The 26,908-nt window shown below is 62.0% G+C and carries 26 protein-coding genes; 16 read left to right on the top strand and 10 right to left on the bottom strand.

Going from position 1 to position 26,908, the window contains the following annotated elements; all coding sequences use genetic code 11:
- Positions 1 to 37: 37 nt before the first annotated feature.
- The gene (locus tag D9M09_RS13425) at positions 38 to 2,125 is read right to left on the bottom strand and encodes a 3-hydroxyacyl-CoA dehydrogenase NAD-binding domain-containing protein (protein WP_121669541.1); all 2,088 of its coding nucleotides are present in this window, start codon (positions 2,123 to 2,125) and stop codon (positions 38 to 40) included.
- A 555-nt stretch (positions 2,126 to 2,680) separates the two neighbouring features.
- On the opposite strand from D9M09_RS13425, the gene D9M09_RS13430 reads away from it, so the two are divergent.
- The 4 genes from D9M09_RS13430 to D9M09_RS13445 are packed head-to-tail and all read left to right on the top strand — an operon-like array spanning position 2,681 to position 7,618.
- A complete protein-coding gene (locus D9M09_RS13430; RefSeq protein WP_121669542.1) occupies positions 2,681 to 4,744 on the top strand; it encodes a methyl-accepting chemotaxis protein in 2,064 nt (687 codons plus the stop codon).
- 3 nt (positions 4,745 to 4,747) lie between these two features.
- A complete protein-coding gene (locus D9M09_RS13435; protein WP_070311878.1) occupies positions 4,748 to 5,572 on the top strand; it encodes a CheR family methyltransferase in 825 nt (274 codons plus the stop codon).
- Positions 5,569 to 6,099, top strand: a complete 531-nt coding sequence (locus D9M09_RS13440) for a chemotaxis protein CheD (RefSeq protein ID WP_121669543.1) — start codon at positions 5,569 to 5,571, stop codon at positions 6,097 to 6,099. The genes D9M09_RS13435 and D9M09_RS13440 overlap by 4 nt, the downstream gene beginning before the upstream one ends.
- Complete coding sequence (locus D9M09_RS13445) at positions 6,086 to 7,618, top strand: chemotaxis protein CheW (protein ID WP_240453636.1); 1,533 nt, start codon at positions 6,086 to 6,088, stop codon at positions 7,616 to 7,618. Before D9M09_RS13440 ends, D9M09_RS13445 begins: the two co-directional genes overlap by 14 nt.
- Before the next feature lie 6 nt (positions 7,619 to 7,624).
- Here D9M09_RS13445 and D9M09_RS13450 read toward each other — a convergent pair whose 3' ends face one another.
- Positions 7,625 to 9,277: a 3-(methylthio)propionyl-CoA ligase gene (locus tag D9M09_RS13450; RefSeq protein ID WP_121669544.1), complete on the bottom strand. Its 1,653-nt coding sequence runs from the start codon at positions 9,275 to 9,277 to the stop codon at positions 7,625 to 7,627.
- 136 nt (positions 9,278 to 9,413) lie between these two features.
- Between D9M09_RS13450 and D9M09_RS13455 the strand changes: the two genes are divergently transcribed.
- From D9M09_RS13455 to D9M09_RS13485, 7 genes are all read left to right on the top strand, one after another.
- Positions 9,414 to 10,970: a protein adenylyltransferase SelO gene (locus D9M09_RS13455; protein ID WP_121669545.1), complete on the top strand. Its 1,557-nt coding sequence runs from the start codon at positions 9,414 to 9,416 to the stop codon at positions 10,968 to 10,970.
- Between the two features lie 9 nt (positions 10,971 to 10,979).
- Complete coding sequence (gene msrB / locus D9M09_RS13460; RefSeq protein ID WP_034756083.1) at positions 10,980 to 11,381, top strand: peptide-methionine (R)-S-oxide reductase MsrB; 402 nt, start codon at positions 10,980 to 10,982, stop codon at positions 11,379 to 11,381.
- Positions 11,382 to 11,455: 74 nt separating this feature from the next.
- Positions 11,456 to 12,085 carry a septation protein A gene (locus D9M09_RS13465; RefSeq protein WP_099411909.1) on the top strand — a complete coding sequence of 210 codons (630 nt, stop codon included), beginning with the start codon at positions 11,456 to 11,458 and terminating at the stop codon, positions 12,083 to 12,085.
- Positions 12,082 to 12,384 (top strand): BolA family protein, encoded by a 303-nt coding sequence (locus tag D9M09_RS13470; RefSeq protein ID WP_225317325.1) that lies wholly within the window; start codon positions 12,082 to 12,084, stop codon positions 12,382 to 12,384. The genes D9M09_RS13465 and D9M09_RS13470 overlap by 4 nt, the downstream gene beginning before the upstream one ends.
- Before the next feature lie 113 nt (positions 12,385 to 12,497).
- Entirely contained in the window at positions 12,498 to 13,277 is a 780-nt protein-coding gene (locus D9M09_RS13475; RefSeq protein WP_070218374.1) for a peptidylprolyl isomerase, read from the top strand.
- A 111-nt stretch (positions 13,278 to 13,388) separates the two neighbouring features.
- Positions 13,389 to 14,165 carry a peptidylprolyl isomerase gene (locus D9M09_RS13480; protein ID WP_034756072.1) on the top strand — a complete coding sequence of 259 codons (777 nt, stop codon included), beginning with the start codon at positions 13,389 to 13,391 and terminating at the stop codon, positions 14,163 to 14,165.
- Positions 14,166 to 14,233: 68 nt separating this feature from the next.
- Entirely contained in the window at positions 14,234 to 14,914 is a 681-nt protein-coding gene (locus D9M09_RS13485) for a DNA alkylation repair protein (protein WP_121669546.1), read from the top strand.
- Here D9M09_RS13485 and D9M09_RS13490 read toward each other — a convergent pair.
- Positions 14,877 to 15,563: a TetR/AcrR family transcriptional regulator gene (locus D9M09_RS13490; protein WP_121669547.1), complete on the bottom strand. Its 687-nt coding sequence runs from the start codon at positions 15,561 to 15,563 to the stop codon at positions 14,877 to 14,879. The genes D9M09_RS13485 and D9M09_RS13490 overlap by 38 nt on opposite strands.
- Before the next feature lie 107 nt (positions 15,564 to 15,670).
- On the opposite strand from D9M09_RS13490, the gene D9M09_RS13495 reads away from it, so the two are divergent.
- The gene (locus D9M09_RS13495; protein ID WP_162995669.1) at positions 15,671 to 16,369 is read left to right on the top strand and encodes a DAPG hydrolase family protein; all 699 of its coding nucleotides are present in this window, start codon (positions 15,671 to 15,673) and stop codon (positions 16,367 to 16,369) included.
- Positions 16,370 to 16,375: 6 nt separating this feature from the next.
- Here D9M09_RS13495 and D9M09_RS29650 read toward each other — a convergent pair whose 3' ends face one another.
- A complete protein-coding gene (locus D9M09_RS29650; protein WP_121669548.1) occupies positions 16,376 to 17,269 on the bottom strand; it encodes a GNAT family N-acetyltransferase in 894 nt (297 codons plus the stop codon).
- Positions 17,270 to 17,436: 167 nt separating this feature from the next.
- Here D9M09_RS29650 and ypfJ point away from each other — a divergent pair, with 167 nt between their 5' ends.
- Positions 17,437 to 18,330 carry a KPN_02809 family neutral zinc metallopeptidase gene (gene ypfJ, locus D9M09_RS13505; protein WP_121669549.1) on the top strand — a complete coding sequence of 298 codons (894 nt, stop codon included), beginning with the start codon at positions 17,437 to 17,439 and terminating at the stop codon, positions 18,328 to 18,330.
- 44 nt (positions 18,331 to 18,374) lie between these two features.
- Here ypfJ and D9M09_RS13510 read toward each other — a convergent pair whose 3' ends face one another.
- From D9M09_RS13510 to D9M09_RS13530, 5 genes are all read right to left on the bottom strand, one after another.
- A complete protein-coding gene (locus D9M09_RS13510; RefSeq protein ID WP_121669550.1) occupies positions 18,375 to 19,454 on the bottom strand; it encodes a TIGR03118 family protein in 1,080 nt (359 codons plus the stop codon).
- Positions 19,455 to 19,560: 106 nt separating this feature from the next.
- Positions 19,561 to 20,325, bottom strand: a complete 765-nt coding sequence (locus tag D9M09_RS13515; RefSeq protein WP_070292299.1) for a substrate-binding periplasmic protein — start codon at positions 20,323 to 20,325, stop codon at positions 19,561 to 19,563.
- Positions 20,325 to 21,191 (bottom strand): carboxylating nicotinate-nucleotide diphosphorylase, encoded by an 867-nt coding sequence (nadC, locus tag D9M09_RS13520; protein WP_121669551.1) that lies wholly within the window; start codon positions 21,189 to 21,191, stop codon positions 20,325 to 20,327. Before nadC ends, D9M09_RS13515 begins: the two co-directional genes overlap by 1 nt.
- On the bottom strand, positions 21,188 to 22,321 hold the full coding sequence (gene nadA / locus D9M09_RS13525) for a quinolinate synthase NadA (RefSeq protein WP_070218383.1): 1,134 nt from the start codon (positions 22,319 to 22,321) through the stop codon (positions 21,188 to 21,190). Before nadA ends, nadC begins: the two co-directional genes overlap by 4 nt.
- 221 nt (positions 22,322 to 22,542) lie before the next feature.
- Positions 22,543 to 24,141, bottom strand: coding sequence for an ABC-F family ATPase (locus D9M09_RS13530; protein WP_034756044.1), 1,599 nt, complete (start codon positions 24,139 to 24,141; stop codon positions 22,543 to 22,545).
- A 210-nt stretch (positions 24,142 to 24,351) separates the two neighbouring features.
- Here D9M09_RS13530 and D9M09_RS13535 point away from each other — a divergent pair, with 210 nt between their 5' ends.
- From D9M09_RS13535 to D9M09_RS13545, 3 genes are all read left to right on the top strand, one after another.
- Positions 24,352 to 24,900 carry a DUF2939 domain-containing protein gene (locus tag D9M09_RS13535; RefSeq protein ID WP_121669552.1) on the top strand — a complete coding sequence of 183 codons (549 nt, stop codon included), beginning with the start codon at positions 24,352 to 24,354 and terminating at the stop codon, positions 24,898 to 24,900.
- 73 nt (positions 24,901 to 24,973) lie between these two features.
- Positions 24,974 to 25,645 (top strand): hypothetical protein, encoded by a 672-nt coding sequence (locus D9M09_RS13540; protein ID WP_121669553.1) that lies wholly within the window; start codon positions 24,974 to 24,976, stop codon positions 25,643 to 25,645.
- Positions 25,646 to 25,693: 48 nt separating this feature from the next.
- Complete coding sequence (locus D9M09_RS13545) at positions 25,694 to 26,140, top strand: GNAT family N-acetyltransferase (RefSeq protein ID WP_121669554.1); 447 nt, start codon at positions 25,694 to 25,696, stop codon at positions 26,138 to 26,140.
- A gap of 59 nt (positions 26,141 to 26,199) precedes the next feature.
- On the opposite strand, the gene D9M09_RS13550 is transcribed toward D9M09_RS13545, so the two are convergent.
- Positions 26,200 to 26,892: a DUF3334 family protein gene (locus tag D9M09_RS13550; protein ID WP_070218387.1), complete on the bottom strand. Its 693-nt coding sequence runs from the start codon at positions 26,890 to 26,892 to the stop codon at positions 26,200 to 26,202.
- Positions 26,893 to 26,908 lie beyond the last annotated feature (16 nt).

Consider the following 26,908-nt stretch of genomic DNA (forward strand, 5'->3'; position numbering starts at 1 on the left):
TCGCCTCGCGTAATCCGACAATACTGTTGGCATCGGCTTAGCTATTGAAACCCTTGCCTTCGCCTGCCAGCTTCACCAGCAGGGGCGCCGGCGTCCACGCTTCGCCGTGGCGGCCTTTGGCGTAGCCGGCGATCGTATCGAGCACGTTCGGCAAGCCCACCGTGTCCGCGTAGAACATCGGGCCGCCGCGGAACAGCGGGAAGCCGTAGCCCGTCAGATACACCATGTCGATATCCGAGGCGCGCAAGGCGATGCCCTCTTCCAGGATGCGCGCGCCTTCATTGACGAGCGCATACACGAGGCGTTCGACGATTTCCTGGTCGCCGATCTTGCGCCGCGTCACGCCGATGTCGGCGGAGTGCTGAACGATCATGGCGTTGACCTGTTCCGACGGATACGCCTTGCGGTCGCCCGCCTTGTAGTCATACCAGCCGGCGCCCGTCTTCTGGCCATAGCGTTTCATTTCGCACAGCAGGTCGGCCGTCTTCGAATACGTGACGTCCGGCTTTTCCACGTAGCGGCGCTTGCGGATGGCCCAGCCGATGTCGTTGCCGGCCAGGTCGCCCATGCGGAACGGGCCCATGGCAAAGCCGAACTTCTCGACGGCCTTGTCGACCTGCTCCGGCAAGCAGCCTTCTTCCAGCAGGAAGCCGGCCTGGCGGCTGTATTGCTCGATCATGCGGTTGCCGATAAAGCCGTCGCATACGCCCGAGACGACGCCCGTTTTTTTCAGCTTTTTCGACAGCGCCAGCGCCGTCGCCAGCACGTCCTTGCCCGTTTCCTTGCCGCGCACGATTTCCAGCAGCTTCATGACGTTCGCGGGGCTGAAGAAATGCGTGCCGATCACGTCCTGCGGGCGCTGCGTGAACGCGGCGATCTTGTCCAGGTCCAGGGTGGACGTGTTCGAGGCAAGGATGGCACCCGGCTTCATGACGGCGTCAAGCTGCTTGAAGACGGCTTCCTTCACGCCCAGCTCTTCGAACACGGCTTCGATGACGATGTCGGCTTGCGCGATGTCGGCATACGCCAACGTGCCGCTGACCAGCGCGATGCGCTGCTCGGCCTTCTCTTGCGTCAGCTTGCCCTTCTTGACCGTGTTTTCGTAATTCTTGCGGATCGTGGCCAGGCCCTTGTCCAGCGCTTCCTGCTTCGTTTCCAGCAGCATCACGGGAATGCCCGCGTTGGCGAAGTTCATGGCGATGCCGCCGCCCATGGTGCCGGCGCCCACGATGGCCGCGCTGGCGATCGTGCGCACGGGCGTATCAGCAGGCACGTCGGGCACCTTGCTGGCGACCCGTTCGGCAAAGAAGGCGTGGCGCAGGGCTTTCGATTCCGGTGACTGCACCAGTTGCATGAACAGTTCGCGCTCGTACTTCAAGCCATCGTCGAATTTCATCGTCACGGCGGCCGCCACGGCGTCCACGCATTTGAGCGGCGCCGGGAACGGGCCGGACATGGCCTTGACGGTATTGCGCGAAAACTGCAGGAACGCTTCATGGTTCGGGTAATCGACCTTGCGCTCGCGCACTTTCGGCAGCGGGCGCACGTCGGCTATCTTCGTGGCGAAGGCCACGGCGGCGGCCAGCAAGTCGGCGCCGGGGGCGATGACTTCGTCGAACAGGGCCGTGCCGGCCAGTTTTTCGGACGCCACGGGCGTGCCCGAGACGATCATGTTGAGGGCCATTTCCAGGCCCAGCACACGCGGCAGGCGCTGCGTGCCGCCCGCGCCCGGCAAGATGCCGAGTTTGACTTCCGGCAAGGCCATCTGCGCGCCAGGCGCCGCCACGCGGTAGTTGCAACCGAGCGCCAGCTCCAGGCCGCCACCCATGCAGACGCTGTGGATGGCCGCCACGACGGGCTTGGTCGACTGTTCGACGACGTTGATCAGGGTGTGCAGGGTCGGTTCCGTGAGCGCCTTGGGCGAATTGAATTCCTTGATATCGGCGCCGCCCGAAAAGGCCTTGCCGGCGCCCGTGATGACGATGGCTTTGACGGACTCGTCCTCCAGCGCCTGGCGGATGCCGGCCACGGCGGCCGTGCGCGTCGCCAGGCCCAGACCATTGACGGGCGGATTGGCCAGGGTAATGACGGCAACGGCGCCGTTCACTTGATATTCAGCACTCATGTCTCTTCCTTATTGGTTTTGCTCAACGTATGAGGTGGTTGCAAGGGATGAAGCTTTACTATACCGCATAAAAGAACGCTCGTATTATTTTTGTCGTGTGCGCGCGGCCGCCAGCATGCTACGCCATGGTACAACATCGTTTGCGAATCGATTCTGCTACAAGCGGCAAACTCCGGCAGAAGCTATCAATTGGATATTCATTCAAATAACAAAACCACAATAATAATAACGTCGTTTTATTCTGCGAAGGAATGCGTTTGTGATATGCCGGCATGGGGTAATTACGACAATTCTTACATTATTTATTCCCTCCCCTTGTTTTTCGACAGACGCTGGGGAATAATAAAATTATTGATTCAAATCAATACTCTACAATTTATCTACCATAGGGCCACGCGCAGAAAAAACATGGGCGGCAGTTCATTGCGCACATTCTCACCGATTATCACCAAATCACGGCCGGTGCAATGACATCCTTGCCTTATACCGATAGCAGAAAAATAATAACAGCAGCCTTATCGCCCCCATTCCTCTTCTCATATCGAAGGACATACTATGGACGCAGCCAGCCATGTCAGCCCCACGCAGGATCTGGACTTAGAAGCGATAAATACTGCATTGAACCGTGTCCAGGCCGTCATCGAATTCGAACTCGACGGCACCATCCTGCATGCGAATGACAATTTCCTGCGTGTCGTCGGATACAGCCTGGCCGAGGTGCAAGGCAAGCACCATGCCATCTTCTGCGATCCCGAGTATGTAAAAACGGCCGAATACGCCAACTTCTGGGCCAAGCTGGCACGCGGCGAATTCGACCAGGGCGAATACAAGCGCCGCGCCAGGGATGGCCGCGAAGTGTGGATCAACGCGTCGTACAACCCCATCCTCGACGCGGACGGCAAACCGTATAAAGTCATCAAGTTCGCCACCGACATCACGGCCAGCAAGCACCGCAACGCCGATTATGAAGGCAAGATCGACGCCATCAGCAAGGCCCAGGCCGTGATCGAGTTCCGGCTCGACGGCACCATCATCCGCGCCAACGACAATTTCCTCAAGTCCGTCGGCTACACGCTCGACGAGATCGAAGGCAAGCACCACCGCATGTTTTGCGAGCCCGAGTACGCCAAGAGCGCGGAGTACGCGCAGTTCTGGCAAAAACTGGGCAAGGGCGAGTTCGACGCGGGCGAATACAAGCGCGTGACCAAGGACGGCCGCGAAATCTGGCTCAATGCCTCGTACAACCCCATCTTTGACGCGGAGGGCCGCCCCTTCAAGGTGGTCAAGTTCGCCAGCGATGTGACGGCCCTGAAAAAGCGCAATGCCGAATACGAAGGCAAGGTCAGCGCAATCGGCAAGGCGCAGGCCGTGATCGAATTCGACATGCAGGGCAAGGTGCTCGATGCCAACGGCAATTTCCTCGCCGTCATGGACTATGACTTGAGCGATATCCAGGGCGAACACCACCGCATGTTCTGCGAGCCCGAGTATGCGGGCAGCGCCGAGTACAAGAAGTTCTGGCAAAAGCTCAACCGGGGCGAATTCGACGCGGGCCGCTACAAGCGCCTGGGCAACCATGGCAAGGTGGTGTGGATACAAGCGACCTACAACCCCATCCTGGACCTGAACGGCAAGCCGTATAAAGTGGTCAAGTTCGCCATCGACATCACGGACCAGGTGAACCTGGAAAACAGCATCCAGGCCAAGGCCGCCAACGACAGCCGCAAGGTCAATGCCCTGCTCGACTCGGTGGCGCGCGCGGCGCAAGGCGACCTGACCTGCCATATCGTGCCCGAAGGCGGCGAACCGATCGATTTGCTGGCCGGCGGCATCAGCAAGATGATCGTCGACTTGCGCGGCGTCATCGGCAACGTGGTATCGGCGGCCAACGGCTTTGCCGAGGCTTCGCACACCATCGCCGAACGGGCCACGGGCGTAGCCGTGGGCACGCAGGCGCTGGGGGCCACGGTGGAAGAAATGAACGCCTCCATCGACGGCTTGACGTTTTCCATCAATTCCATCGCGGAAAACACCTCGAACGCCGATTCGCTGGCGAAAGCCACGCAGCAGGAAGCGGAATCGGGCGCGCGCGCCGTCGCCAAATCGATCGAGGCGATGGACCTGATCAACCGCTCGTCGGAAGACATCGGCGAAATCGTCAAGGTCATCAGCGAAATCGCCAACCAGACCAACATGCTGGCCTTCAATGCGGCCATCGAGGCGGCGCGCGCGGGCGAGCACGGCCTGGGGTTTTCCGTCGTCGCCGACGAGGTGCGCAAGCTGGCCGAGCGTTCCTCGCAGGCGACCAAGGAAATTTCCAAGCTGATCAACGAATCCGTCAAGCGGGTGTCCACCGGCAGCGAGATTTCGCGCCAGGCCAGCGACGCCTTCGACAAGATCGTCTCGGGCGTGGCCAAGACCACGCTGGCCATCTCCGATATCTCGAAGGCGGCCAACGAGCAGCTGCTGACGGCGCGCGAAGTGTCGACGGCGATCCAGTACATCGCCGAGGAAACGGAAAAGTCGGCCGCCAACTGCGACAGCATCGCCCGCTCGACGGATGGCTTGAACGAGCGCGCGGGCAGCCTGAACCAGACTGTCTCCGGCTTCGTGGTGTAGGCCATGAGCCACGCGGCCACCTTGACGCCCGAGGTGCTGACGACCCTGATCGCGCTGGTGCGCCAGCATACGGGCATCGCCATGACCGCGCGCAAGAGCGTCTTGCTGGAACGGCGCTTGCAGCCACGGCTGCATGCGCTGTCCCTGCACAGCTACCAGGCGTACCTGGACCGGGTGGCCAGCGACCGCGACGAGGTGGCCCATTTCATCGACCTGGTGACCACCAACGACACCCTGTTCTTCCGCACGCCGCAGGTCTGGGATTACTTCCGCGACCGCTACCTGCCCGCCTGGGCGCGCGCCCATCCCGACGGCTGCCTCGCCATCTGGTCGGCGGCCGCCGCCAGTGGCGAGGAGCTGTATTCGATCGCCATGCTGTGCGAGCAATTCAAGCTGCAAGTGCCCGCCTTCCGCTACCAGATCCTGGCCAGCGACATTTCGCAGCAGATCCTCGCGGCGGCGAAGGCCGGCCAGTACAGCGGGCGCTCCGTCGAGCGCATCCGGCTGTCGCACCCGGACTTGCTGCGCAAATATTTCTCGCCCGCGCCATATGGCGTCAAGGTCAACGACGAGCTGCGGCAGCATGTCAGCTTTGCCCAGCATAACTTGCTCGAAGCGCTGCGCCCGGCGCGCCAATTCGACCTGGTGTTCCTGCGCAATGTACTGATTTATTTCGACGCGGAGCACCAGGAAGCCGTGCTGCGCCAGACGCGCCTGAGTCTCAAGGATGAAGGCCGGCTGATCCTGGGCGAGTCGGAAACGATCGCCCGCCTCGGTACCGGCTATCAGTTCGAATTTCCCATGATTTACAAGGCGGGCAGCGCATGAGCATCATCATCGAACATGGCCTGGCGCCGCAACATGTTGGCATGGGGCAACTTAGCGTCGGTACGCATGGCGAGCAGCTGCAAGCCTTGCTCGGCTCCTGCATCGGCATCGGCTTCATCTGGAAGAACGGCCCCTGCTGCGGCCTGGCCCACTGCCTGCTGCCGGAAGCGCCCGGTGCCGAGCATGCCCTTGGCGCCCGCTATGTGAGCCAGGCCGTGCCCTCGCTGCTGCGCCTGATGGGCGTGCGCCAGGCCGATTATGCCGATATCGAGGTGGTGCTGGCGGGCGGCGCCAGCATGTTCGGCCCCGCCCACGTCCATGGCCGCCTGCAGGTGGGCCGGCAAAACGCGGAGGCGGCGCAAAAATACCTGGCCCAGTGCGGCTTGCACGTCAGTTTTTGCGCGCTGGGAGGCCGCCACGGCCGCCAGTTGCTGATCGATTGCGCCCGGCACAGCTACGCCGTCACCGAGGTGGTGGCGCCACCCGAATGGATTCCACGCAAGGAAGGCGCATATGGATATGCATGAAGCGACGGGCTTGCAGGCCCATGGCGCAAGCGACACGGCCGCCGAACTGTTCGGCTCCTTCCACCTGGGCGGCGATGAATTCGCCCTGCCCGCCAGCTGCATCCGCGAAGTGGTGAACTACCCCGCGAAAGTCACGGCCCTGCCCCTGTCGCCCGCGTATCTGGAAGGCATGTTCACCTTGCGCGGCAGCGTCATTCCGGTGGTCAACCTGGGGCGCTTGTTCCGCGCCGATGCGCCGCGCGCCGTGGCCACGGACAAGATCGCCATCCTCGATTTCCAGCAAGTACTGATCGGCATCGTCTTCCAGGATACGGGCGAAATCCTGCGCGTGCCCGCCAGTGCGCGCAGCGCCCTGCAATATGCGGCCGGCGACAGACAGGCCGTCATCGCCGGCACGATTTTGCTCGACGGCGGCGCGCGCCTGCTGCAGATACTCGACCCGCACGCCCTGCTGCGCATCGAAAACGTGCCCCACGTACTGGCCCTGCAGGCGACGGGCGCCAAGCTGAGCACGGCCCGCTACCATGCGCAAAGCGAACGCCGCCAGTGCGTCAGCTTCCATGCGGCCGGCGCCACGTTCGCCTTCGAAATGCTGGCCATCCAGGAAATCATCAAGGTGCCGGAGCTGCACAGTTCCCTGCTGAACAACGAACTGTGCCTGGGGCGCATGCATTTCCGCGGCAACCAGGTGGCCGTCGTCGACTTCGGCGCCCTGCTGCAGGCGCCTGCGTGCGGCAAGGCGGCCAGGGAAGCCACGCCGGACCAGCGTGTCATCGTCGTGCGCCTCGACGGCACGACCGTGGGCTTCCTCGTCGACTCCGTCGACAGCATCGTGCATTTCTTTGGCGACGAGGTGCTGCCGATTCCCCTGCTGAGCAAGGCGCGCGCCGCCATGTTCGCCGGCTGCATCACGAAAGAAGGCTTGGGCGACATCATTTTCCTGAACCACAAGGACATCCTGTCGCAGGCGGAGATCGTCGAGATGCGCGACGGCCACGCGCGCCTGTACCCGGCCGACACGGAAACGGGCGCCGCCAAGCACAAGGCGCGGCGCCGCGTCTACATCACCTTTACGGTGGAAACCCGCTTCGCCGTGGAAATCGGGCAAGTGCGCGAAATCATCGATTTCAGCCACGCCATCACCACGCCGCCGGGGATGCCGGCCTGCATGCTCGGCATGCTCAACTTGCGTCAGCAAATGATCAGCATCATCGATCTGCGCCAGCTGTATGCGATGCCGGCCCTGCCGGACGCCAGCAGCGGCAAGATCTTGATCGTGGAACGGGGCGCCGAACGCTACGGCTTCCTCGTCGACCACGTCGACAACATCATGACCATCTCCGACAGCCAGCGCTTTGCGGCGCCGCAAATCATCCGCACGGGAGAACACGACGATCTGCGCAGCGAAATGGATGAAATGATCGACATCGGCACGGAGGCGCAGCGCCAGACCCTGTCCGTCTTCCAGTGCGATCATCTGCTGGAAAAGCTGGAGACGGCGCTGCCGCGAGCGGCCTAGGATTCCTTACATCCCCGGCAACTGGTGTCCCTTGAACTGCTCGCGCAGCTTGTTCTTCTGGATCTTGCCCGTGGCGCCCATGGGCAAGGCGTCGATGAACAGCACGTCGTCGGGCGTCCACCACTTGGCGATCTTGCCCTCAAAGAACTGCAGCAAGGCGTCGCGCGTGACCGTCATGCCGGGACGCAACACCACGACGAGCACGGGACGCTCGTCCCATTTCGGGTGGAACACGCCGATGCAGGCCGCCTGCAGTACGGCCGGGTGCGCCATGGCCAGGTTTTCCAGGTCGATGGTGCCGATCCACTCGCCGCCCGACTTGATCACGTCCTTGCTGCGGTCCGTGATCTGCATGTAGCCGTCCGCATCGATGGTGGCCACGTCGCCCGTGGGGAACCAGCCGTCCTGCAGCACCTCGCCGCCCTCGTTCTTGTAATACGAGGAAATGATCCACGGTCCCTTCACCAGCAGATGGCCATACGCCACGCCATCCCACGGCAATTCCTTGCCGTCGTCGTCGACGATCTTCATGTCCACGCCGTAGATCGCGTGGCCCTGCTTTTGCAGGATCTTGCGCTGCTCGTCCTTCGGCAAGTCCAGGTGCTTGGTCTGCAAGCCGCCCGCCGTCCCCAGCGGCGACATTTCCGTCATGCCCCAGGCGTGGATGACCTCGATGTCGAACTTGTCGATCAGGGTGTCCATCATGGCCGGCGGGCACGCCGCGCCGCCGATCACCGTGCGGCGGAAGGTGGAAAACGTCAAGTTATTCTGCAAGGCGTGGTTCAGCAAGCCCAGCCAGACGGTGGGCACGCCGGCCGAGAACGTCACTTTTTCGGCCTCGAACAATTCATACAGCGACTTGCCGTCCAGCGCCGCGCCGGGAAACACCATGCGCGCGCCGGACAGGGGCACGGAATACGGCAAGCCCCAGGCGTTCACGTGGAACATGGGCACGACGGGCAGCACGGTATCGGAGGCGCGCACGTTCAGGGCGCTGGGCATGGCCGACGCATACGCGTGCAGCACGGTCGAGCGGTGCGAATACAGGGCGCCCTTGGGATTGCCCGTCGTGCCCGACGTATAGCACAGGGTGGCGGCCGAGTTCTCGTCGAACAAGGGCCATGCGTAGTCGTCCGAATGCGTGGCGATCAAGTCTTCATAGCACAGCAGGTCGGGGATGGTGCTGCTGGCGGGCATCCGCTCCCGGTCGCACATCAGCACGAAATGGCGCACGAAGGTGCAGTCGGCGGCGATTTTTTCCACCACGGGCAAAAAGGTCAGATCGAACAATAAAACCTGGTCTTGCGCATGGTTCGAGATGTAGGCGATCTGGTCGGGGAACAGGCGCGGATTGATCGTGTGCAGCACAGCGCCCGAGCCGGACACGGCATAGTACGCTTCCAGGTGGCGATAGCCATTCCAGGCCAGGGTGGCGACGCGGTCGCCCATGCCGATGCCGAGGCCATGCAAGGCATTGGCCAGCCGGCGCGCGCGCTGGTGACAATCGCGGTAGGTGTAGCGGTGCATATCGCCTTCCACCCGGCGCGAAATGATTTCGCTGCCGCCATAATGACGCGCTGCAAACTCGATAATGCTGGAAATCAGCAGGGGCTGATTCATCATCTGGCCCATCACTGGACTCAAGGGGAATGCCGACATCGTGTCTCCTGGGGTAGCTACTCGGTTATTGTTGGAATTGACAGATTTTTCCTAGTTTCGTACGGTCGTGCGGAAATCGTCAACGCATTTCGATATTGCGCTGCAGCATGGAATTTTTGATTCCGTTTCCAGCCGCATGGGCAAGCGCCACGCGCCCTGGCGCGGTGCGGTAAAATCGCATTCCAGGCTGGCGCACCTTGCCGGTCCACCTTATTTGACTGGAATTGCCATCACCGCTCATACCTTACCACTGGATAACGCCTTTGCGGCCTTGCCGCCCGCGTTCTATACGCGCTTGATGCCCACGCCCCTGCCCGCCCCATATTTCGTGGCCGCCAGCGCGCCGGCCGCCAGCCTGGTGGGCCTCGATGCGGCGCGTCTGGCCGAGCCTGATTACGTGGCGCTGCTGGCCGGCAATGCGATTGCCGAGCGCTCGCAGCCCCTGTCGGCCGTGTATTCGGGCCACCAGTTCGGCGTCTGGGCCGGCCAGCTGGGCGACGGCCGCGCCATCCTGCTGGGCGATATCGCCACAGCGAGCGGCCCCATGGAACTGCAGCTGAAAGGCGCTGGCGCCACGCCGTATTCGCGCATGGGCGACGGGCGCGCCGTGCTGCGCTCGTCCATCCGCGAATTCCTGTGCTCGGAAGCCATGGCGGCGCTCGGCATTCCCACCTCGCGCGCGCTGGCCATCATGGGTTCGCAGCAAGGCATCATGCGCGAAACGGTGGAAACGGCGGCCGTCGTCACGCGCATGGCGCCCACGTTTGTGCGCTTCGGCTCGTTCGAACACTGGTTTTACCGCAAGCAGCCGAACGAACTGAAAATCCTCGCCGATTACGTGATCGACAGTTTTTATCCCGAGTTGCGCGCCGCAGCAAATCCATATCAAGCCTTGCTGGCGGAAGTGTGCGTGCGCACGGCGCACATGATCGCGCAATGGCAAGCCGTCGGCTTCATGCATGGCGTGATGAATACGGACAATATGTCGATCCTGGGCCTGACGCTCGATTTCGGCCCGTTCGGCTTCATGGAAGCGTTTGATGCCGAACACATCTGCAACCATACGGACCAACAGGGCCGCTATTCCTACGCCAACCAGCCGCAGGTGGGCCACTGGAACTGCTACGCGCTGGGCCAGGCCCTGCTGCCGCTGATCGGCGAAGTGGAACTGGCGCAGGCGGCGCTGGACAGCTACCAGCCGGCGTTCGCGGAGAAGATGAATAGCTTGCTGCGCGCCAAGCTGGGCTTGCAAACGAGCCAGGACGGCGATACGGCCCTGTTCGACAGCATGTTTGCGCTGATGCAAGCCAATCATGTGGATTTCACGAATTTCTTCCGCGCCTTGTCTACACTGCAGGTAGCGGCGCCCGAACATGACACCATGTTGCGCGACATGTTCATCGACCGCCCCGCCTTCGATACGTGGGCAGCGCAATACCGTGCGCGCCTGATGGCGGAAAAGAGCGTCGATGCCGAACGGCAAGCGGCCATGAACGGCGTCAACCCGAAATACGTGCTGCGCAACTATCTGGCGCAAGTGGCCATCGAGAAAGCCCAGCAGCAGGACTACACGGAAGTGGCGACATTGCTGGAAATATTGCAAAAGCCATTTGACGAACAGCCCGAACACCAGCACTATGCGGCCCTGCCGCCCGACTGGGCCAGCCACCTTGAAGTCAGCTGCTCATCCTAAGGAGTCATTATGACCACGAATAAAGTCAAGAAAACCGACGCCGAATGGCGCGCCATGCTCGACTCGATGCAATACGAAGTCACGCGCCACGCTGCCACGGAACGCGCGTTCACGGGCAAGTTCTGGGACCACCACGAACACGGCGTCTATACCTGCGTCTGCTGCAACACGCCCCTGTTCGCCTCGGACACGAAGTTCGATTCCGGCTGCGGCTGGCCCAGCTATTTCCAGGCGCTGGACCCGGCGAATGTCACGGAAATCGTCGATCGCAGCCACGGCATGGTGCGCACGGAAATCGTCTGCGCCGTCTGCGACGCCCACCTGGGCCACGTCTTCCCGGACGGCCCGCCGCCGACCGGCTTGCGCTATTGCATCAATTCGGCCTCCTTGCGCTTCGATCCGCAGCCTTGATCTGGCGATGGCTTGGGCGTTGCTCCTAAGCCATTCCTAAGATGATTCTAATAAGACCAGTGTAAAGTCTCGCCATGAAATTTCTATTCGACCTATTCCCCCTGATTGCCTTCTTCACCGCCTTCAAATTGGGCGGCATGTATGAAGCGGCCACGCACGATTTCGTGCAGCAATATTTGTCCGGCTTCGTGTCTGGCGGCCTGATCAAGGCCGACCAGGCGCCGTGGATACTTGCCACCCTCGTCGGCATCGTCGCCACGGCTTGCCAGGTCAGCTATCTGCTGCTGCGCGGGCGCAAGGTGGACGGCATGCTGTGGCTGTCGCTGTTCATCTTTGTCGTGTTCGGCGGCGCCAGCATCTATCTGCATGACGATTTCTTCCTGAAATGGAAGCCGACCCTGATCTACTGGCTGTCCGGCCTGGCCCTCTTGATTGCCCACGTGGGTTTCAAGAAAAACCTGATCCGCAAGACCATGGAAGCGCAAGTGCAATTGCCCGATGCCGTCTGGAACCAGCTGCTGGCCGCATGGATCATCTTCTTCGGCGCCATCGGCGCACTGAACCTGTTCGTCGCCTTCGTGCTGTACAAGGGCGACATGGCCGCCTGGGTCAGTTTTAAAGCGTTTGGCGCGACGGGCATCTTCTTTGCCTTCATCGTGGCGCAAACCCTGTTCCTGGCCAAACATATCAAGGAAGACGCATGATGAGCTCCACCACTGAAAACACCGCGCCGGAAACGCGCATGCAGCGCATTCGTACCCGCCTGGAAACGGCACTTTCCCCTCTGGAATGCGTGCTGGAAGACGACTCGGCACGCCACCGGGGCCATGCGGGCGCCGCCTCGGGCGGAGGCCATTACAATCTACGCATAATTTCTAGTCAATTTGAGGGGCTCAGACTCGTCATGCGTCATCGACTGGTGTATGATTCCGTGCACGATATGATGCATAATGAGATACATGCATTGGCGATTGTGGCCCTGGCGCCGTCCGAAGTAGTGTAAGGACGGCGTTTTTGGCGTACCGGGGCAACTTGGTATGCCATTTGCCGCAAGCGCCATGCACGCGTTTTCTTCCCATGCGTTTTTTACGAAACTTTCCCTAACAGGATTTAATAATGACTTTTAAGCCAGCCCGCTTGCTGATCGCACTACTCGCCGTTGTCGCGGTACCTGTTTTTGCGCAAAATGTTGCCGTTGTTAATGGCAAGCCTATCCCATCGTCGCGCGTTGATGCAGTCGTCAAGCAAGTCGTCGCCCAAGGCCAGCAACCGGATTCGCCGCAACTGCGCGAAATGATCAAGAAAGATTTGATCGGCCGTGAAGTGCTGATGCAAGAAGCGGAAAACAAAGGTTTCGGTAAAGATGCAGCCGTCAAGCAGCAAATCGAGAACGCACGCCAAGCCATCGTCATCAACGCCCTGGTCGGCGACTACCTGAAAAAGAACCCGGTCAACGACGCTGAAATCAAGGCCGAATACGACCGCTTCGTGGCGCAGACGGGCGACAAGGAATACCACGTACGCCACATCCTCGTGGGCACCGAAGCAGAGGCGAAAGACATCATCGCCAAGCTGAAAGGCGGCGCCAAGTTCGAAGATCTGGCCAAGCAATCGAAAGATACCGGTTCGGCCGACAATGGCGGCGACCTGGACTGGGCAGCCCCGTCGTCGTTCCCGAAAGTGTTCTCGGACGCCTTCGTGAAACTGCAAAAAGGCCAGGTTACCGACACCCCGGTGCAAACGCCTAACGGTTTCCACGTGATCAAGCTGGACGACACCCGCGCGGCAAAACTGCCGACCCTGGAAGAAGTCAAGCCACAGATCGCCGAAGCGCTGCAGCAAAAGAAACTGCAAGCGTATCAGGAAGAAATGATCAAAAAAGCGAAAGTTCAGTAAGAACTGACCTCCCCGGCGCCCTTTTCGGCGCCGGTCGTGTATTCTGCGCCTGAATGCGCACTGCGCGCCAGTCGCGTATATCGATTTTTAGTATATTTATTAGGAATGAACATGATTTTGAAGCCAGCCCGCCTGATCTTAGCCCTGGTCGCCGTCGTCGCGATCCCTGCGTTCGCGCAAAACGTGGCCACCGTGAATGGCAAGGCCATCCCATCGTCGCGCGTCGACCAGGTCGTCAAGCAAGTCGTCGCCCAAGGCAAGCAAGCTGATTCGCCGCAATTGCGCGAAGCCATCAAGAAAGACCTGATCGGCCGCGAAGTGCTGATCCAGGAAGCCGACAAGCAAGGCTACGGCACGCGTCCGGAAGTCAAGTCGCAGATCGACAATGCCCGTCAAAGCATCATCATCAATGCTCTGCTGGCCGACTACGTCAAGAAAAACCCTGTCAAGGACGCTGAAATCAAGGCCGAATACGACAAGTTCAAGGCACAAGCGGGCGACAAGGAATACCATGCACGCCACATCCTGGTGGCCACCGAAGCGGAAGCGAAAGACATCATCGCCAAGCTGAAAGGCGGCGCCAAGTTCGAAGAACTGGCGAAAGTGTCGAAAGACGGTTCCGCAGCCAATGGCGGCGACCTGGACTGGGCTAGCCCGGCTTCGTACGTGAAGCCATTCTCCGACGCCATGGTCGCCCTGAAACCAGGCCAGGTCACGCAAACGCCCGTGCAATCGCAATTCGGCTTCCACGTGATCAAGCTGGAAGAAACCCGTCCGACGAAGCTGCCGGCACTGGAAGAAGTCAAGGGCCAGGTGGCTGAGTCGCTGCAACAGAAAAAACTCGCCGCCTACCGCGATGAACTCATGAAAAAAGCCAAGATTCAGTAATATTGGATCGGCATGAAAAAGCGCTCCCGGTGAGCGCTTTTTTTACGCCTGAAAGAAAGCGAGATGCCATGAATCTACATGCAGAATTGAAAGCCGCGCTGGAAGCGGCCGCCGAACCGGGCCGCGCAGCGCCCATGCAGGCCTACATGCGCGGCCAGTTCGTGTTCCTGGGCGTGGCGGCACCACAGCGGCGGCTGGCCGCCAGGGGCTTGCTGGCGGGCTTGAAAGGCGTGGGGGCCGAGGTGCTGCTGGAACATGCGCAACTGCTGTGGCAGCAGCCAGAGCGTGAATACCAGCATGTGGCGCTCGACATGCTGGCCCTGCACCGGCGGCAACTGGGCGTCGAACACCTCCCCGCCCTGCTGGGCCTGGCGCGTCAGCGCGCGTGGTGGGACAGCGTCGACGGCATGGCGGGCATCGTGGGCGAGGTGCTGCAGGCGGAGCGCCAGCGCGGCGGCGATGGCCATGCGCACATGGATGGCGCCTTGCGCCACGAGGACCTCTGGCTGCGCCGCATCGCCATGCTGCACCAGCTGGGCTGGCGCGCCGGCACGGATGCCGGCTGGCTGTTCGGCGCGGCGCTGGCGCTGGCCCACGAAGACGAGTTTTTCATCCGCAAGGCCATCGGCTGGGCCTTGCGCGATTACGCGCGCCACGCGCCGAGAGAGGTGCTAGCTTTTGCCACAGAGCACCGCCAACGGCTCTCTCCCCTCAGCTACCGCGAAGCGCTGAAGCACCAGCGACCTTGAACGACTGACCGCTGAGCAATCGCAGCGCCGCGTCGATACGGGGCGCCGCATCCCAGGCCGGCACGGGTGCCAGCAAGCCCAGCGCCATCTGCCGCAGCGGCTCGGCAATTACCATGGCCAGCAGCAAGCCGGCCAGTTCGTGCCCATCCTGCAGCACCAGATGGCCGCGCGCGGCCTGGCGCTGCAACCACTGGGCCAGCAAGGCCGTACCCCGCTCGATGCCGTTGCGCTGATACACGGCCAGCAAATCGGCGCGTGCGGGAAACTCCGTGCACAGCAGACGGAACAGGCCCACGGCATCGGCCGTCAGCACGCGCGCGGCCATCGCCTGCAAGATCTCTTTTAATAATGGCAGCACTTCGCCGGGCCCAGCCGCATCGTGCGCCATGGCCGGTAAAAAGGCGTCCGTCCAGCCGCGCACCACCAGGGCCACGAGTTCCTCGCGGTTGGCCGCATACTGATACAGCGACTTCTTTGCCATGCCCGCGTGGCGCGCCACCGCTTCCATGGTCGTGGCCGCATAGCCTTCGTGCAGCAGCAGCCAGGTGGCCGCCTGCACGGCCGCCTCGCGCGCTTCTTCGGGCGGGCGCGCCGGACGGCCCCGTCCACGCACAGCCTTGCTCTCTGCCTTGCTCTCTTCTTCCTGCATGCCGGCTCCAAGCTTGATCGATGGGCAATTTTACACTGAAACATATTTAGGAAACCCTATGCGTTTCTTTAATATATAATTGCTTCACCCAAACAAAGGAGAACGACATGACGAAGCATATTGAATTCCCATGGAGCATCACCGGTACGGGCGACTTGCTCGACCCGTTCCCGCTGCACCTGGAAACGGGCATCACGCGCCTGGAAAATGGCTGCCTGCTGGTGGCGGCGCGCACAGAGCTGCACGGCTGCAGCGGGCGCATGCTGGACTGGTGGTTTACGTTTTTCGAGACGACGCAGCACATCAAGTGGTGGCATCCGCACGACCATGTGGCCCATCACGGCTGGAACAGCGCGTGGAAAAAGGGAGAAAGCTATTACGGCGCCTCGATCGAGGCGGTGGAGTCGCTGGGCGATATTCCACCCGTGAAAGCCAAGCTGAAGTTCCATGATCCGAAGGAAGTCTTTGACCCGGTGCAGCTGCAGCAGGCACGCGACAGCGGCGCGCTGTCGGCCGCCATCTGCGCGCGCATCGGCTTCGGCCAGCACGTGCAACTGGACCCGCAGGGCGACCCGCTCGATGGCGAAATGCTGCACCTGACGCGCGACACGCCGACGGGCTGCGTGCTGCGCAGCCGCTTCTTGCTGGGCCGCAATAGCCTGGACCCCGTGCGCGACGTGCCCGACGTGCTCGGCCTGAATTTGCTGCGCCATTGCTACAGCGAATTTACCTATCTGTCGCGCTTTTTACCGTCGCTGTACTACGGCGAGCACGCCAATGGCGAAAAGGCGCCGCTGCCCTGGTAAAGAGCCTTACAGCCGCTTGTGCATGCGCGCCAGCGGCAGTTTGATCGCGTTGGGCAAGTCGAGGTGAAAATCTTCCGTGACGGAAAAGCCGCTGGCCAGGTACAACGCCACGCCGGGCAAGGTGGCGGCCAATTCCAGTGCCGTAAAACCCGCGGCCCGCGCCTGCCGTTCGCAATGGCGCATCAGCATGCTGCCCAGGCCCTGGCGCGCCGCGGCCGGTTCCACGAAGAAGGCGCGGATGCGGCCCGGCTGGCTGGCCGGATCGAGCAGCGGGTCCGGCCCGCTCTTCGCGCGGTCGGCACCGTACAGGGTGGCGCGCCGGCTCCAGCCGCCGCAGGCCAGCATGACGCCGTCGCGTTCGATGACGAAATACGTGCGGTCGGCAACGAGCTGCGTATCGACGCCGAACACGTGGCGCGTCACGGCCTCGGCCTGTTCCAATGTATAGAATCCCGCGCTCAGCGCCACGCCGGAACGGGCGATCAGCGCATTCATTGCAGGCACGTCGGCCGGCAGCGCCACGCGCAGGCGCGTCAACGCGCCAAAGCTGAACCAGGCACGGCGGATGCGGCCCTGCTCCACCTCATAGGTCGCCACCAATTCCTGTGCCGAGACCCCATCGTCCGTGTCGCCATGGACGATTTCATGATCGATCACCAGCTTGCCGCAGGCGATGCGGTTGAGCAACTGCGCCTGCGGCTGGCTGGCGGCGAAGCGCGCCGTGAAGCGGGGGCCGATCTGCGCACTGCCTTGGGCCAGCAAGGTATCGGGATGCTGGAATTGCTGTGCGTCATCGGCGTAGATGGCCAGCAAGGCGGCCACGTCGTGGGCATTGTAGGCGTCCAGTTGCGCCTGGACCACCGCCGTGGGAGAAATGCGTGTATCGTTGGCAAGCGCCATGCGTGTACCTGTTGTGGAGTCGATGGAAAGTTGCAAAGGGTAACATTGTCGCCCCTGTCGCGGCGTGGTTTACTGCGATAATAACAAGATTCGTCGCAAGTGGCATATTGAGGCGTCATCCATCAACCGTAGAGCGCAATCGCACAAGCACAGCAGGAGTAAATATCATGAAATGGGAAGGCAATCGCGAAAGCGACAATGTGGAAGACCGCCGTGGCGAAGATGGCGGCGGGGGCGGCGGTGGGGGCGGCTTTGGTTTTGGCGGACGCTCGATCGGCATCGGCACCATCGTCATCGCCCTCGTCGGCTCGTATGTGCTGGGCGTCAATCCCCTGACCCTGCTCAACCTGCTCAGCGGCGGTGGCGGCCAGGTCAGCACCCAGCAAAGCCAGGCCCCGGCGCGCCAGCCGCCCGAATCGGACGAGATGGCCCGCTTCGTGAAAACGGTGCTGGCCGATACGGAAGACACCTGGGGCGCCCTGTTCAAGGCCGAAGGCGGCAGCTATGTGAAGCCCAAGCTGGTGCTGTTTTCCGGCAGCATCCCGACGGCCTGCGGCACGGGCCAGAGCGCCAGCGGGCCCTTCTATTGCCCCGGCGACCAGAAAGTCTATCTGGACCTCGACTTCTTCAATCTGATGCAGCAGCGCTTCAAGGTCTCGGGCGAGTTTGCGGAAGCCTACGTGATCGCGCATGAAGTGGGCCACCACGTGCAGAACCTGATGGGCTTGTCCGAGAAGGTCGACAATGCGCGCCGCACGGCCTCCGAACGCCAGGCCAACGCCATGTCCGTGCGCCTGGAATTGCAGGCCGATTGCTTTGCCGGCGTGTGGGCATTTCACGCGAACCAAGACCGCAAGATCCTGGAACAGGGCGACGTGGAAGCGGCCCTGAAAGCGGCCACGGCCATTGGCGATGATGCGCTGCAGCGCCAGTCGCAAGGCCATGTTGTGCCGGACTCATTTACGCACGGCACCTCGGAGCAGCGCGTGCGCTGGTTCAGCAAGGGCATCGAGAGCGGCCAGATTGCCCAGTGCAATACGTTCGAGGCGCGCCAGCTGTAAAGATCGCCCCCGTGCCGCCCTGCGCGCGCACGGGGACGTTGCTTCTACTTCAAATCGATGCGCCCGTATTGCCCATGCGTCTCGTCATCCGGCCCGGCCGCATAGAACAGCGTATTGACGGGCTGGCTGTTGAGGCCATTGCCGAAGGCGATGCCCCACAAGCCATCGATCGCCAGCGGCGTGCCATCGGTCTTGCGCAGCACGCCAGCGGCGGTACCCGTGTCGGGGTCATAGGCATTGATCTTGCCATCGCCAAAATTCCCTATCAACAACATATTGCTGGCCGTGCCGAAATCGGCGGGCGCCAGTGCCATGCCCCATGGCGCATTCAGGGTGCCGCCGCTCACCAGCCGCTTGATCAGTGTGCCGCCCGTGTCATACACGTTCACGATACCGAGGCCGGCACCGGCCTCTTCATCGTCGCCGCTGGCTTCCCGCTTCGCGTAGGCGACATAGATGCGCTCGCCAATGGCCTGGATGCCGAACGGCGCATAGCCAGCCGGCAAGCCGGGGTCGCCGAATGCGCCAGGCAGGGCGACCCTGGCGAAGCCGGCATCGAAGACGTCGACGCGCCCGTTGTGGAAATCGGCCGCATACAGGTAATTGGCGCCCGCATAGCGCGAAATGGCCAGGCCCTTGTAGACGCTGCCGCCCGCGCTGCCGTCGAACACGACCAGGGCCGTCGTCGGGCTGACCGTGGGCGACCAGGCGGAAATAGTCCCGCTTTCGCTGGCGAAGATGAAGGGGCTGGGCGCCGTCACGCCGTTCTGGCTCAGCTTGAAGTCCTGCGTGCCGTTGAAGACGATGCCCGTGGGCCCTGCCGGCGTGCCGACCACCAGCGATTGCGGCACGCCGTTGCCATCGTACAAAGTGGACTTCGCCGTGCCATTCGCGGCCACCCAGACGAAACCGCGCGGGTTGAAGGCCACGCCCCAGGCGTTGACGAGGTTGGGGTCCGTGTGCGCGGCCGGCACGGCGGGCGTGTCCGACACCAGGCTGGTGGCCGCATAGGCGCTCACGGCCGGTGGATGGTGATGATGGCCGCCGCCGCAGGCAAACAGGGCCGCGGCCAGCGCGATGACGAAACCGGTGCAGATCAGTTGCTTGATGCGGTGCGTATCCATGGCATTCCCCTCGGCGTGATGGGCAGTATTTGCTGCCTGCTTTCAGGGTAGAACCGGGCCATGGAGCATGCTTGAGGCGTGTCAAGCGCGGCAAAGATAGCCAGTGTCAGGGTATGCTGACGTCGTAGCGCTTGCCCAGTCGTTTCAATTCGCCCGTCTCGATCAGGTTATTCAGTTCCTGGTCGAACTGCAGCCGCAGCCTGTCGAAAGCGGGTGAGCGTGGATAGGCAAAATAGCCGTTTTGCAGTTCGATGATTCTGGGCAGCGGTTTCACCTGGCGGCCATAGCCGAGACGGGCGATGACGGGGTCGGTATTGCGGCGGTTGCTGATGAACACGTCGACGTGGCTGTGCACCAGCATCTTCAAGCCATTTTCCACATTGTTGGCCACGCTGACCTGCAGGCCGGGCCGCACGCGCTCCCAGTCCGCGCCATAGGCCCAGCCATTGAGCAGCACCACTCGGCGGTTCTTCAGCGCCGCGTAATCGCCATCCCAGCCGAAACTGGCGTCCTGGCGCGTATAAAAGACCATCTGGTCCTGGTAGAACGGCTTGTCGGAAAACGCCATGCTGGCAATGCGCTCGGGCGTCTTGTAGGGACCGATGAGGATATCGGCCTGGCCCTGCACCAGCATGGCTTGCGCGCGCGCCCACGGCACCATGCGAAAACGCACGGTGTTACCCGTGCGCGCCGCCATCACGCGCAGCAGTTCCGCGCCCAGGCCGCCGTATTCGCCGCTGTCCTGATATTCGAACACGCGCTCGAACTGCGCACCCACGGCCAGCAGCTCGCGCGCCGGCGCCGGCAAAGGCACGGCAAACGCCGGCCACAGCAGCGCCAAGGCCAGCAGGCGCCGCCCCGCTCTTCTCATCAGCCGACGATGCGCAAAGAGTAATCGGTGGCCCGCACGTCCTTCGTCAGGCTGCCGATCGAGATGCGGTCCACGCCCGTTTCGGCGATGGCGCGCACGGTGTCGAAGTTAATGCCGCCCGACGCTTCGAGCAAGGCGCGGCCGTTGGTGAGGGCCACGGCCTCGCGCATCATGTCGTTGCTGAAGTTATCGAGCAAGACGGAGACGGCGCCCGCATCGAGCGCTTCCTGCAATTGCGCCAGGGTTTCCACCTCAATCTGCACGGGCACGCCCGCATCGAGGTTGCGCGCGTTTTCCAGGGCTTGGCTGACGCCGCCTGCCGCCGCGATATGGTTTTCCTTGATCAAGATGCCGTCGTACAGGGCCAGGCGCTGGTTCTTGCCGCCGCCAACGCGCACCGCATACTTTTGCGCCAGGCGCAGGCCCGGCAAGGTCTTGCGCGTGTCCAGGATGGACGCCTTGGTGCCGGCGATCACATCGACATACCGGCGCGTGGCCGTGGCCACAGCCGACAGCAGCTGTAGGAAATTGAGGGCGCTGCGCTCGGCCGTGAGCAGGGCGCGCGCCGGCGCCTGAATCGTGCAGACGACGCTGTCGGCCGTCATCATGTCGCCTTCAGCGTAATGCCAGGCAATATCGATGCTGCGGTCCAGGCTTTTCATGATGCCTTCGAACCACGGCGCGCCGCACAGCACGGCCGCTTCGCGCACGATGACACGGGCCGTGACGATGTGGTCGGGCGGCACCAGCTCGCCCGTCAGGTCGCACTGGCCCACGTCTTCCAGCAAGGCGGCCAGCAGATTGCCCTCGAACGCGCGCGCCAGGGCCGGATCGAAGGGAGCGAAAGAATTAACGAGGGTACTCATGCTGGACCGATTCCTTGGAACAATGTGGTTTCTTTTGCCAGGTCCGCGCCCGGCTTGAGGCCCGCCTTCTTGGCGGCGGCGAAGTCGAGCATGCGATTGATCGAACGCACGGCCAGCTGGCCGACGGCGGGATCGACGTGGATTTCGTTGTGCATGTTTTCCAGCGTTTGCGCCAGGTTCAGCAAGCCGTTCATGGCCATCCACGGGCAGTGCGCGCAGCTTTTACAGGTGGCGCTGTTGCCGGCCGTGGGCGCTTCGATGAAGCGTTTACCTGGCGCGGCCGCGCGCATCTTGTGCAGGATACCGTTGTCGGTGGCGACAATAAAAGTGTCCGTGTCCATGGTTTGCGCTGCCGCAATCATTTGCGACGTCGAGCCCACCATGTCGGCCAGGGCCACCACGTTGGCGGGCGACTCCGGATGCACGAGCACCTTGGCTTGCGGATACTCTTCCTTGAGCAAATCGAGTTCGATGCCCTTGAATTCGTCGTGCACGAGGCAGCTACCTTGCCACAGCAGCATGTCGGCGCCCGTTTCCTTCTGGATGTAGGAACCCAGGTGCTTGTCGGGCGCCCACAGGATTTTCTTGCCCTGCGCATGCAGGTGGGCAACGATGTCGAGGCCGATCGACGACGTCACCATCCAGTCCGCGCGCGCCTTGACGGCCGCGCTGGTGTTGGCGTAAACAACGACCGTGCGGTCCGGATGGGCATCGCAGAAGGCCGTGAATTCATCGACCGGGCAGCCGAGGTCGAGCGAGCAAGTGGCGTCGAGGTCGGGCATCAGGACGGTTTTCTCGGGACTGAGGATTTTCGCCGTTTCACCCATGAAGCGCACGCCGGCCACGACGAGGGTCTTGGCCGGATGGTCGCGCCCGAAGCGGGCCATTTCCAGCGAGTCGGAGACGCAGCCGCCCGTGGCTTCGGCCAGGTCTTGCAGGTCGGCATCTACGTAATAGTGGGCAACGAGCACGGCTTCGCGCTCGATCAGCAAGCGCTTGATGCGCGTGATCAGTTCGGCTTTTTCAGCCGGGGACGGCGTCGCTGGCGTGCGTGCCCAGGCGTGGGCAGTGCAGCTGGCTCCGTCTTGTGGATGTTCGTACTCGACGGATTTGATGGCTAAAGTTTGCATGGCTGTGTCAAACAAAAACGGGATAGACCGGCACGATTGCAATGAAGCAGGTGCGCCGGAACGAATGAACCGCGGCGCGTCGGTGTGGTGCTCGGTGGTTTGCCTTGTAATGTCGGATTACGCTACGCTAATCCGACCTACGCGACCAACCCGGGGAACTCACCCTGACGTAGGTCGGATTAGCGCACAGCGCGTAATCCGACCCAACGTGAGCGCACCAATTAATCGATACCCTGGCTCTTCAGGTAATCCTCGTAATTGCCGCGGTAATCGACCACTTCATCTTCCTTGATTTCGATGATGCGGTTGGCCAGCGAGGACACGAATTCGCGGTCATGCGACACGAAGATCAGGGTGCCCGCGTATTTTTCCAGCGCGATGTTCAAGGATTCGATCGATTCCATGTCCATGTGGTTGGTCGGCTCATCGAGCATCAGCACGTTGTGGCGGCCCAGCATCAGCTTGCCGTACATCATGCGGCCCTTTTCACCACCGGACAGTACCTTGACGGCCTTTTTCACATCGTCGCCGCCGAACAGCAAGCGGCCCAGGATGGAACGCACGGCCTGGTCGTCGTCGCCTTCTTTCGTCCACTGGCCGATCCAGTCGGTCAGGTTCGTGTCTTTGGCGAAATCTTCCGTCGGATCTTGCGGCATGTAGCCCACGTTGGCGTTTTCCGCCCACTTCACGCGGCCCTGGTCCGGCTGCAGGCCGGCGATGTCGCCCGCGATGCAGCGCAGCATGGTGGTCTTGCCGGCGCCGTTGGCGCCGATGATGGCGATGCGTTCGCCCGCTTCGACCATGATGCTGAAATTCTTGAACAGCTGGCGATCAAAACCTTTCGAGATGTTCTCGACTTCCACGGCCAGACGGTGCAATTTCTTTTCGCCGTCGAAGCGCACGAACGGATAGGCGCGCGACGATGGCTTGATGTCGTCGACCTTGATCTTTTCGATCTGCTTGGCGCGCGACGTCGCCTGGCGGGCCTTCGATTTGTTCGCGGCGAAGCGGCGCACGAATTCCTGCAGTTCCGCAACCTTGTCTTTCGCTTTCGCGTTGTTGGCCAGCTGCTGGTTGCGCGCCTGGGTCGAGGCGAACATGTATTCGTCGTAGTTGCCCGGATAAATCTTCAAGGTGCCGTAATCCATGTCGGCCACGTGGGTGCAGACCTGGTTCAGGAAGTGGCGATCATGGGAAATGATGATCATGGTGGAGTTGCGCTCGTTGAGCACGTCTTCCAGCCAGCGGATCGTGTTGATGTCCAGGTTATTCGTCGGCTCGTCGAGCAGCAGGATGTCCGGATTCGAGAACAGCGCCTGCGCCAGCAGCACGCGCAGCTTCCAGCCTGGCGAGACATTGCTCATCGGGCCTTGATGCAGGTCGATGGCGACACCGGCGCCCAGCAGCAGTTCACCGGCGCGCGATTCGGCCGTGTAGCCGTCGTATTCGGACACTTTGCCTTCCAGCTCAGCGGCTTGCATGTAGTCGTCGTCCGTCGCTTCCGGGTTCGCGTAGATCGCGTCGCGTTGCTGGATGGCGGCCCACATTTCCGTGTGGCCCATCATGACGACGTCGAGCACGCGCATGTCTTCAAACGCGAACTGGTCCTGGCGCAGCTTGCCCAGGCGCTCGTTGGTGTCGAGCATGACGTTGCCGCCCGACGGGTCCAGGTCGCCGCCCAGGATTTTCATGAACGTCGACTTGCCGCAGCCGTTGGCACCGATCAAGCCATAGCGGTTGCCGTCGCCGAACTTGACGGAGATATTCTCAAACAATGGCTTGGCGCCAAACTGCATCGTAATATTTGCTGTAGAGAGCATGTGATATTGGGTCTTTATTCAGTTAAAACAGCTAGTTAAATACTTTTCTCCCATTATACAGCACCCACCCTCATCACTCTATAGCGGTCCGCCGAGGGCGACCGGAGCACATGCGGAGAAATAATGGCAAGAAAATATGATTGCCGTATTTTAATTTAACAGATACGCTGCGGGGCATCCGTTTCCACCCCTCCATCTCACAGGCTTCACTTGAAAAAAATCACCATCGCCGCGGCCCTGGCCGTCATTGCCGTCGCCGCCACCGTCTACGCGTCGCCGTACTATGCCTTGCACCAGATCAAGACCGCCCTGGCCGAGCGCAATGCCGAGGCCCTGGCCGAAAACGTGGACTTCCCCGCCCTGCGCGCCAGCGTCAAGACGCAGCTCGAAGCGAGCATGGCGCGCAGCATCGCGGCGACCGCCGGCAGCGATAACCCGCTGGCCGCGCTGGGCCAGTCGATCGCCGGCGCCATGCTGGGCAAGATGGTCGATGCCATGGTCTCGCCGGCAGGTGTCGTCGCGCTGGTCAACAAGAGCGCCGTCAGCCCGCAAGCGGGAGCCGCAGGCGACGCGGACGCACCCGCCGATGGCGCCCGGAAAAAAGCCGCGTATTCCGCAGGCTACGCCGGCCTGAACACCTTCGTCGTGCGCGCACAAGACGGCAATGCGCAGGACGGCGCACTGGTCCTGCAGCGCCATGGCGTGTGGGGCTGGAAGCTGAGTTCGATCGAGATTGCGTCGGCGATGGCAGCACCTTAAGGAAAGGAACGCGCATGCGCAGGCGATCTGAGACACAATGCGTGTCATTTTGCCTCGGATTGCAGGAAATTTCATGCTGAAACATACGGCTTTATCGCTGGCGTTGGCCCTTGTCGGCGCCGCGCCATTCGCCCACGCCCTCGATGGCACAGCCGGGAGCAGCCACTCCGTCGTTTCGCGCATGCAGGCGGAAACGTCCAGCGCCGCCGATCCCGACGCTCCCGCGCCGCTGCCCGTGCCCAGCGACATCTCGCTCGCCGAGCTGGAGCGTCGCTGGGCGCTGGGACAGGCGCAAGCGGCCGAAAAACACTGGACCAGCGCGCTCGACCCGGCCCCGCTGACGGCCCTGGCGCAGCAGATGGATTGCCAGGATATCGTCGGCGTGCAACCGTTCGGCTTTCCGCTTGAGCCAGCGCAAGCGACCGTCCTGAGCGGCGCCCACCTGCTGGCCCGCTGCCCGGACCGCGCTTACGTGACGATCACGGCGATGTCGATGGCGGGCAAGGCGGGCAAGCGCGCCTCCCTCAACCCGCAGGCGTTCAGGCACACGGTCGATGGCCGGCCCGCGCGGCGCCTGTATTACAAGGCGCCCAACGGCCGCCAGAAGGAATCGCTGACCATCATTGATGGCAGCTATGCGTATGCGCTCGAATACTGGTCGCTCGATGACAGCCAGCACAGCGGCATGGTGGGCATGCGCCGCATGGAAACATTGACGTTGCCGCAACAAGACGGGCAAAAATAGCCGAAATACTGTATATTCATACAGTTATCAGCTATTTTCCTGCCCGCCATGCCCGCCAACCCGCACCACGCCTTGCCCTACACCATTTCCGTCAGCGCCACCATCGATGCGGAGGTCGAGCAAACCATCCTCGACGGCTTGAACGCCTATAACGATGCGATCACGGGATACCAGGACAGGCAGGTGTTGAGCGTGGTCGTGCGCGACCGCGACAGCCAGCGCGTGCTGGGCGGCGCCATGGGCCGGACCTCGCTGGGCCTGCTGTTTCTCGATTTGTTTTATTTGCCCGCCGCCTTGCGGGGGCTGGGACTGGGCAGCCAGGTACTGGCGCAGTTCGAGGAGGAAGGCCGCCGGCGCGGCTGCGCCTCGGCGGTGCTGTACACCATCAGTTTCCAGGCGCCCGAATTTTACGAGCGCCGCGGCTGGCGCCGCTTCGGCGACATCGCCTGCAGTCCCGAAGGCACGAGCCGTATCTTCATGAGCAAGACCTTGTAGGCTGTCAACGGCAGCGGCCGGCGGCAAACCGGCCGCCAGCCGCTCTCCGATACCGCTGCTTACATGCCCAGCGATTTGAGCAGGTCGGCGTTGTCGTCGTCTTCCGGTTCCGCCGCAGGCGCCGGGGCGGCGTCGCGTTCGCGGTTCGCATACTCGCTATCCATCAGCGAATCGGCGTCGATTTCGCGCGAATCGAAATCGTGCAGCTTGATGAACTCGGTACGGTCGATCGCCAGTTCCAGATAGAAAATATTATTCTTTTCCGTATAGAAAGTGACGCGGCGCATTTCCGGGCGGTCCAGCGGCGTGTCGACGCTGAGCATCACCTGCTTGTTCAGCACCAGCATCTTCGGCTGGCTCTGGGTGATGTTCGTTTGCAGCTCGCGCCGCACCTTGCCCGTGAAGTCGCCGACGATCTGGTTCATCAGTTCGCCCATGATGTTCGACACTTCGTCCGACGTGTAGAAGCTGGCCAGCTCCGACTTCGGCATACCCATGTGCAACATGTAGCGCTCGTAGATTTCCATCGCCGTATCGGCGGCGAAATTGAGCACCACCAGGCCCGTGAAACCGCCATCGAACATCACGAAGCAGCCGATGTCGGGCTTGAGGCCCGTCTTGGTAATGCGCTGCACCATGCCCGAATAATTGACCTTGCTTTGTGTTGCCACGTTGAGCACCCGAACCACCGAGTTGCACAAACTCATCAACAAATCTTCTGTACCGTACACAACATCCTTTTCTGCATCCATGAGCAACCTCTCCTAC

Origin of the sequence: Janthinobacterium agaricidamnosum (assembly GCF_003667705.1) — a bacterium.
Taxonomy (GTDB): Bacteria; Pseudomonadota; Gammaproteobacteria; order Burkholderiales; family Burkholderiaceae_D; genus Janthinobacterium.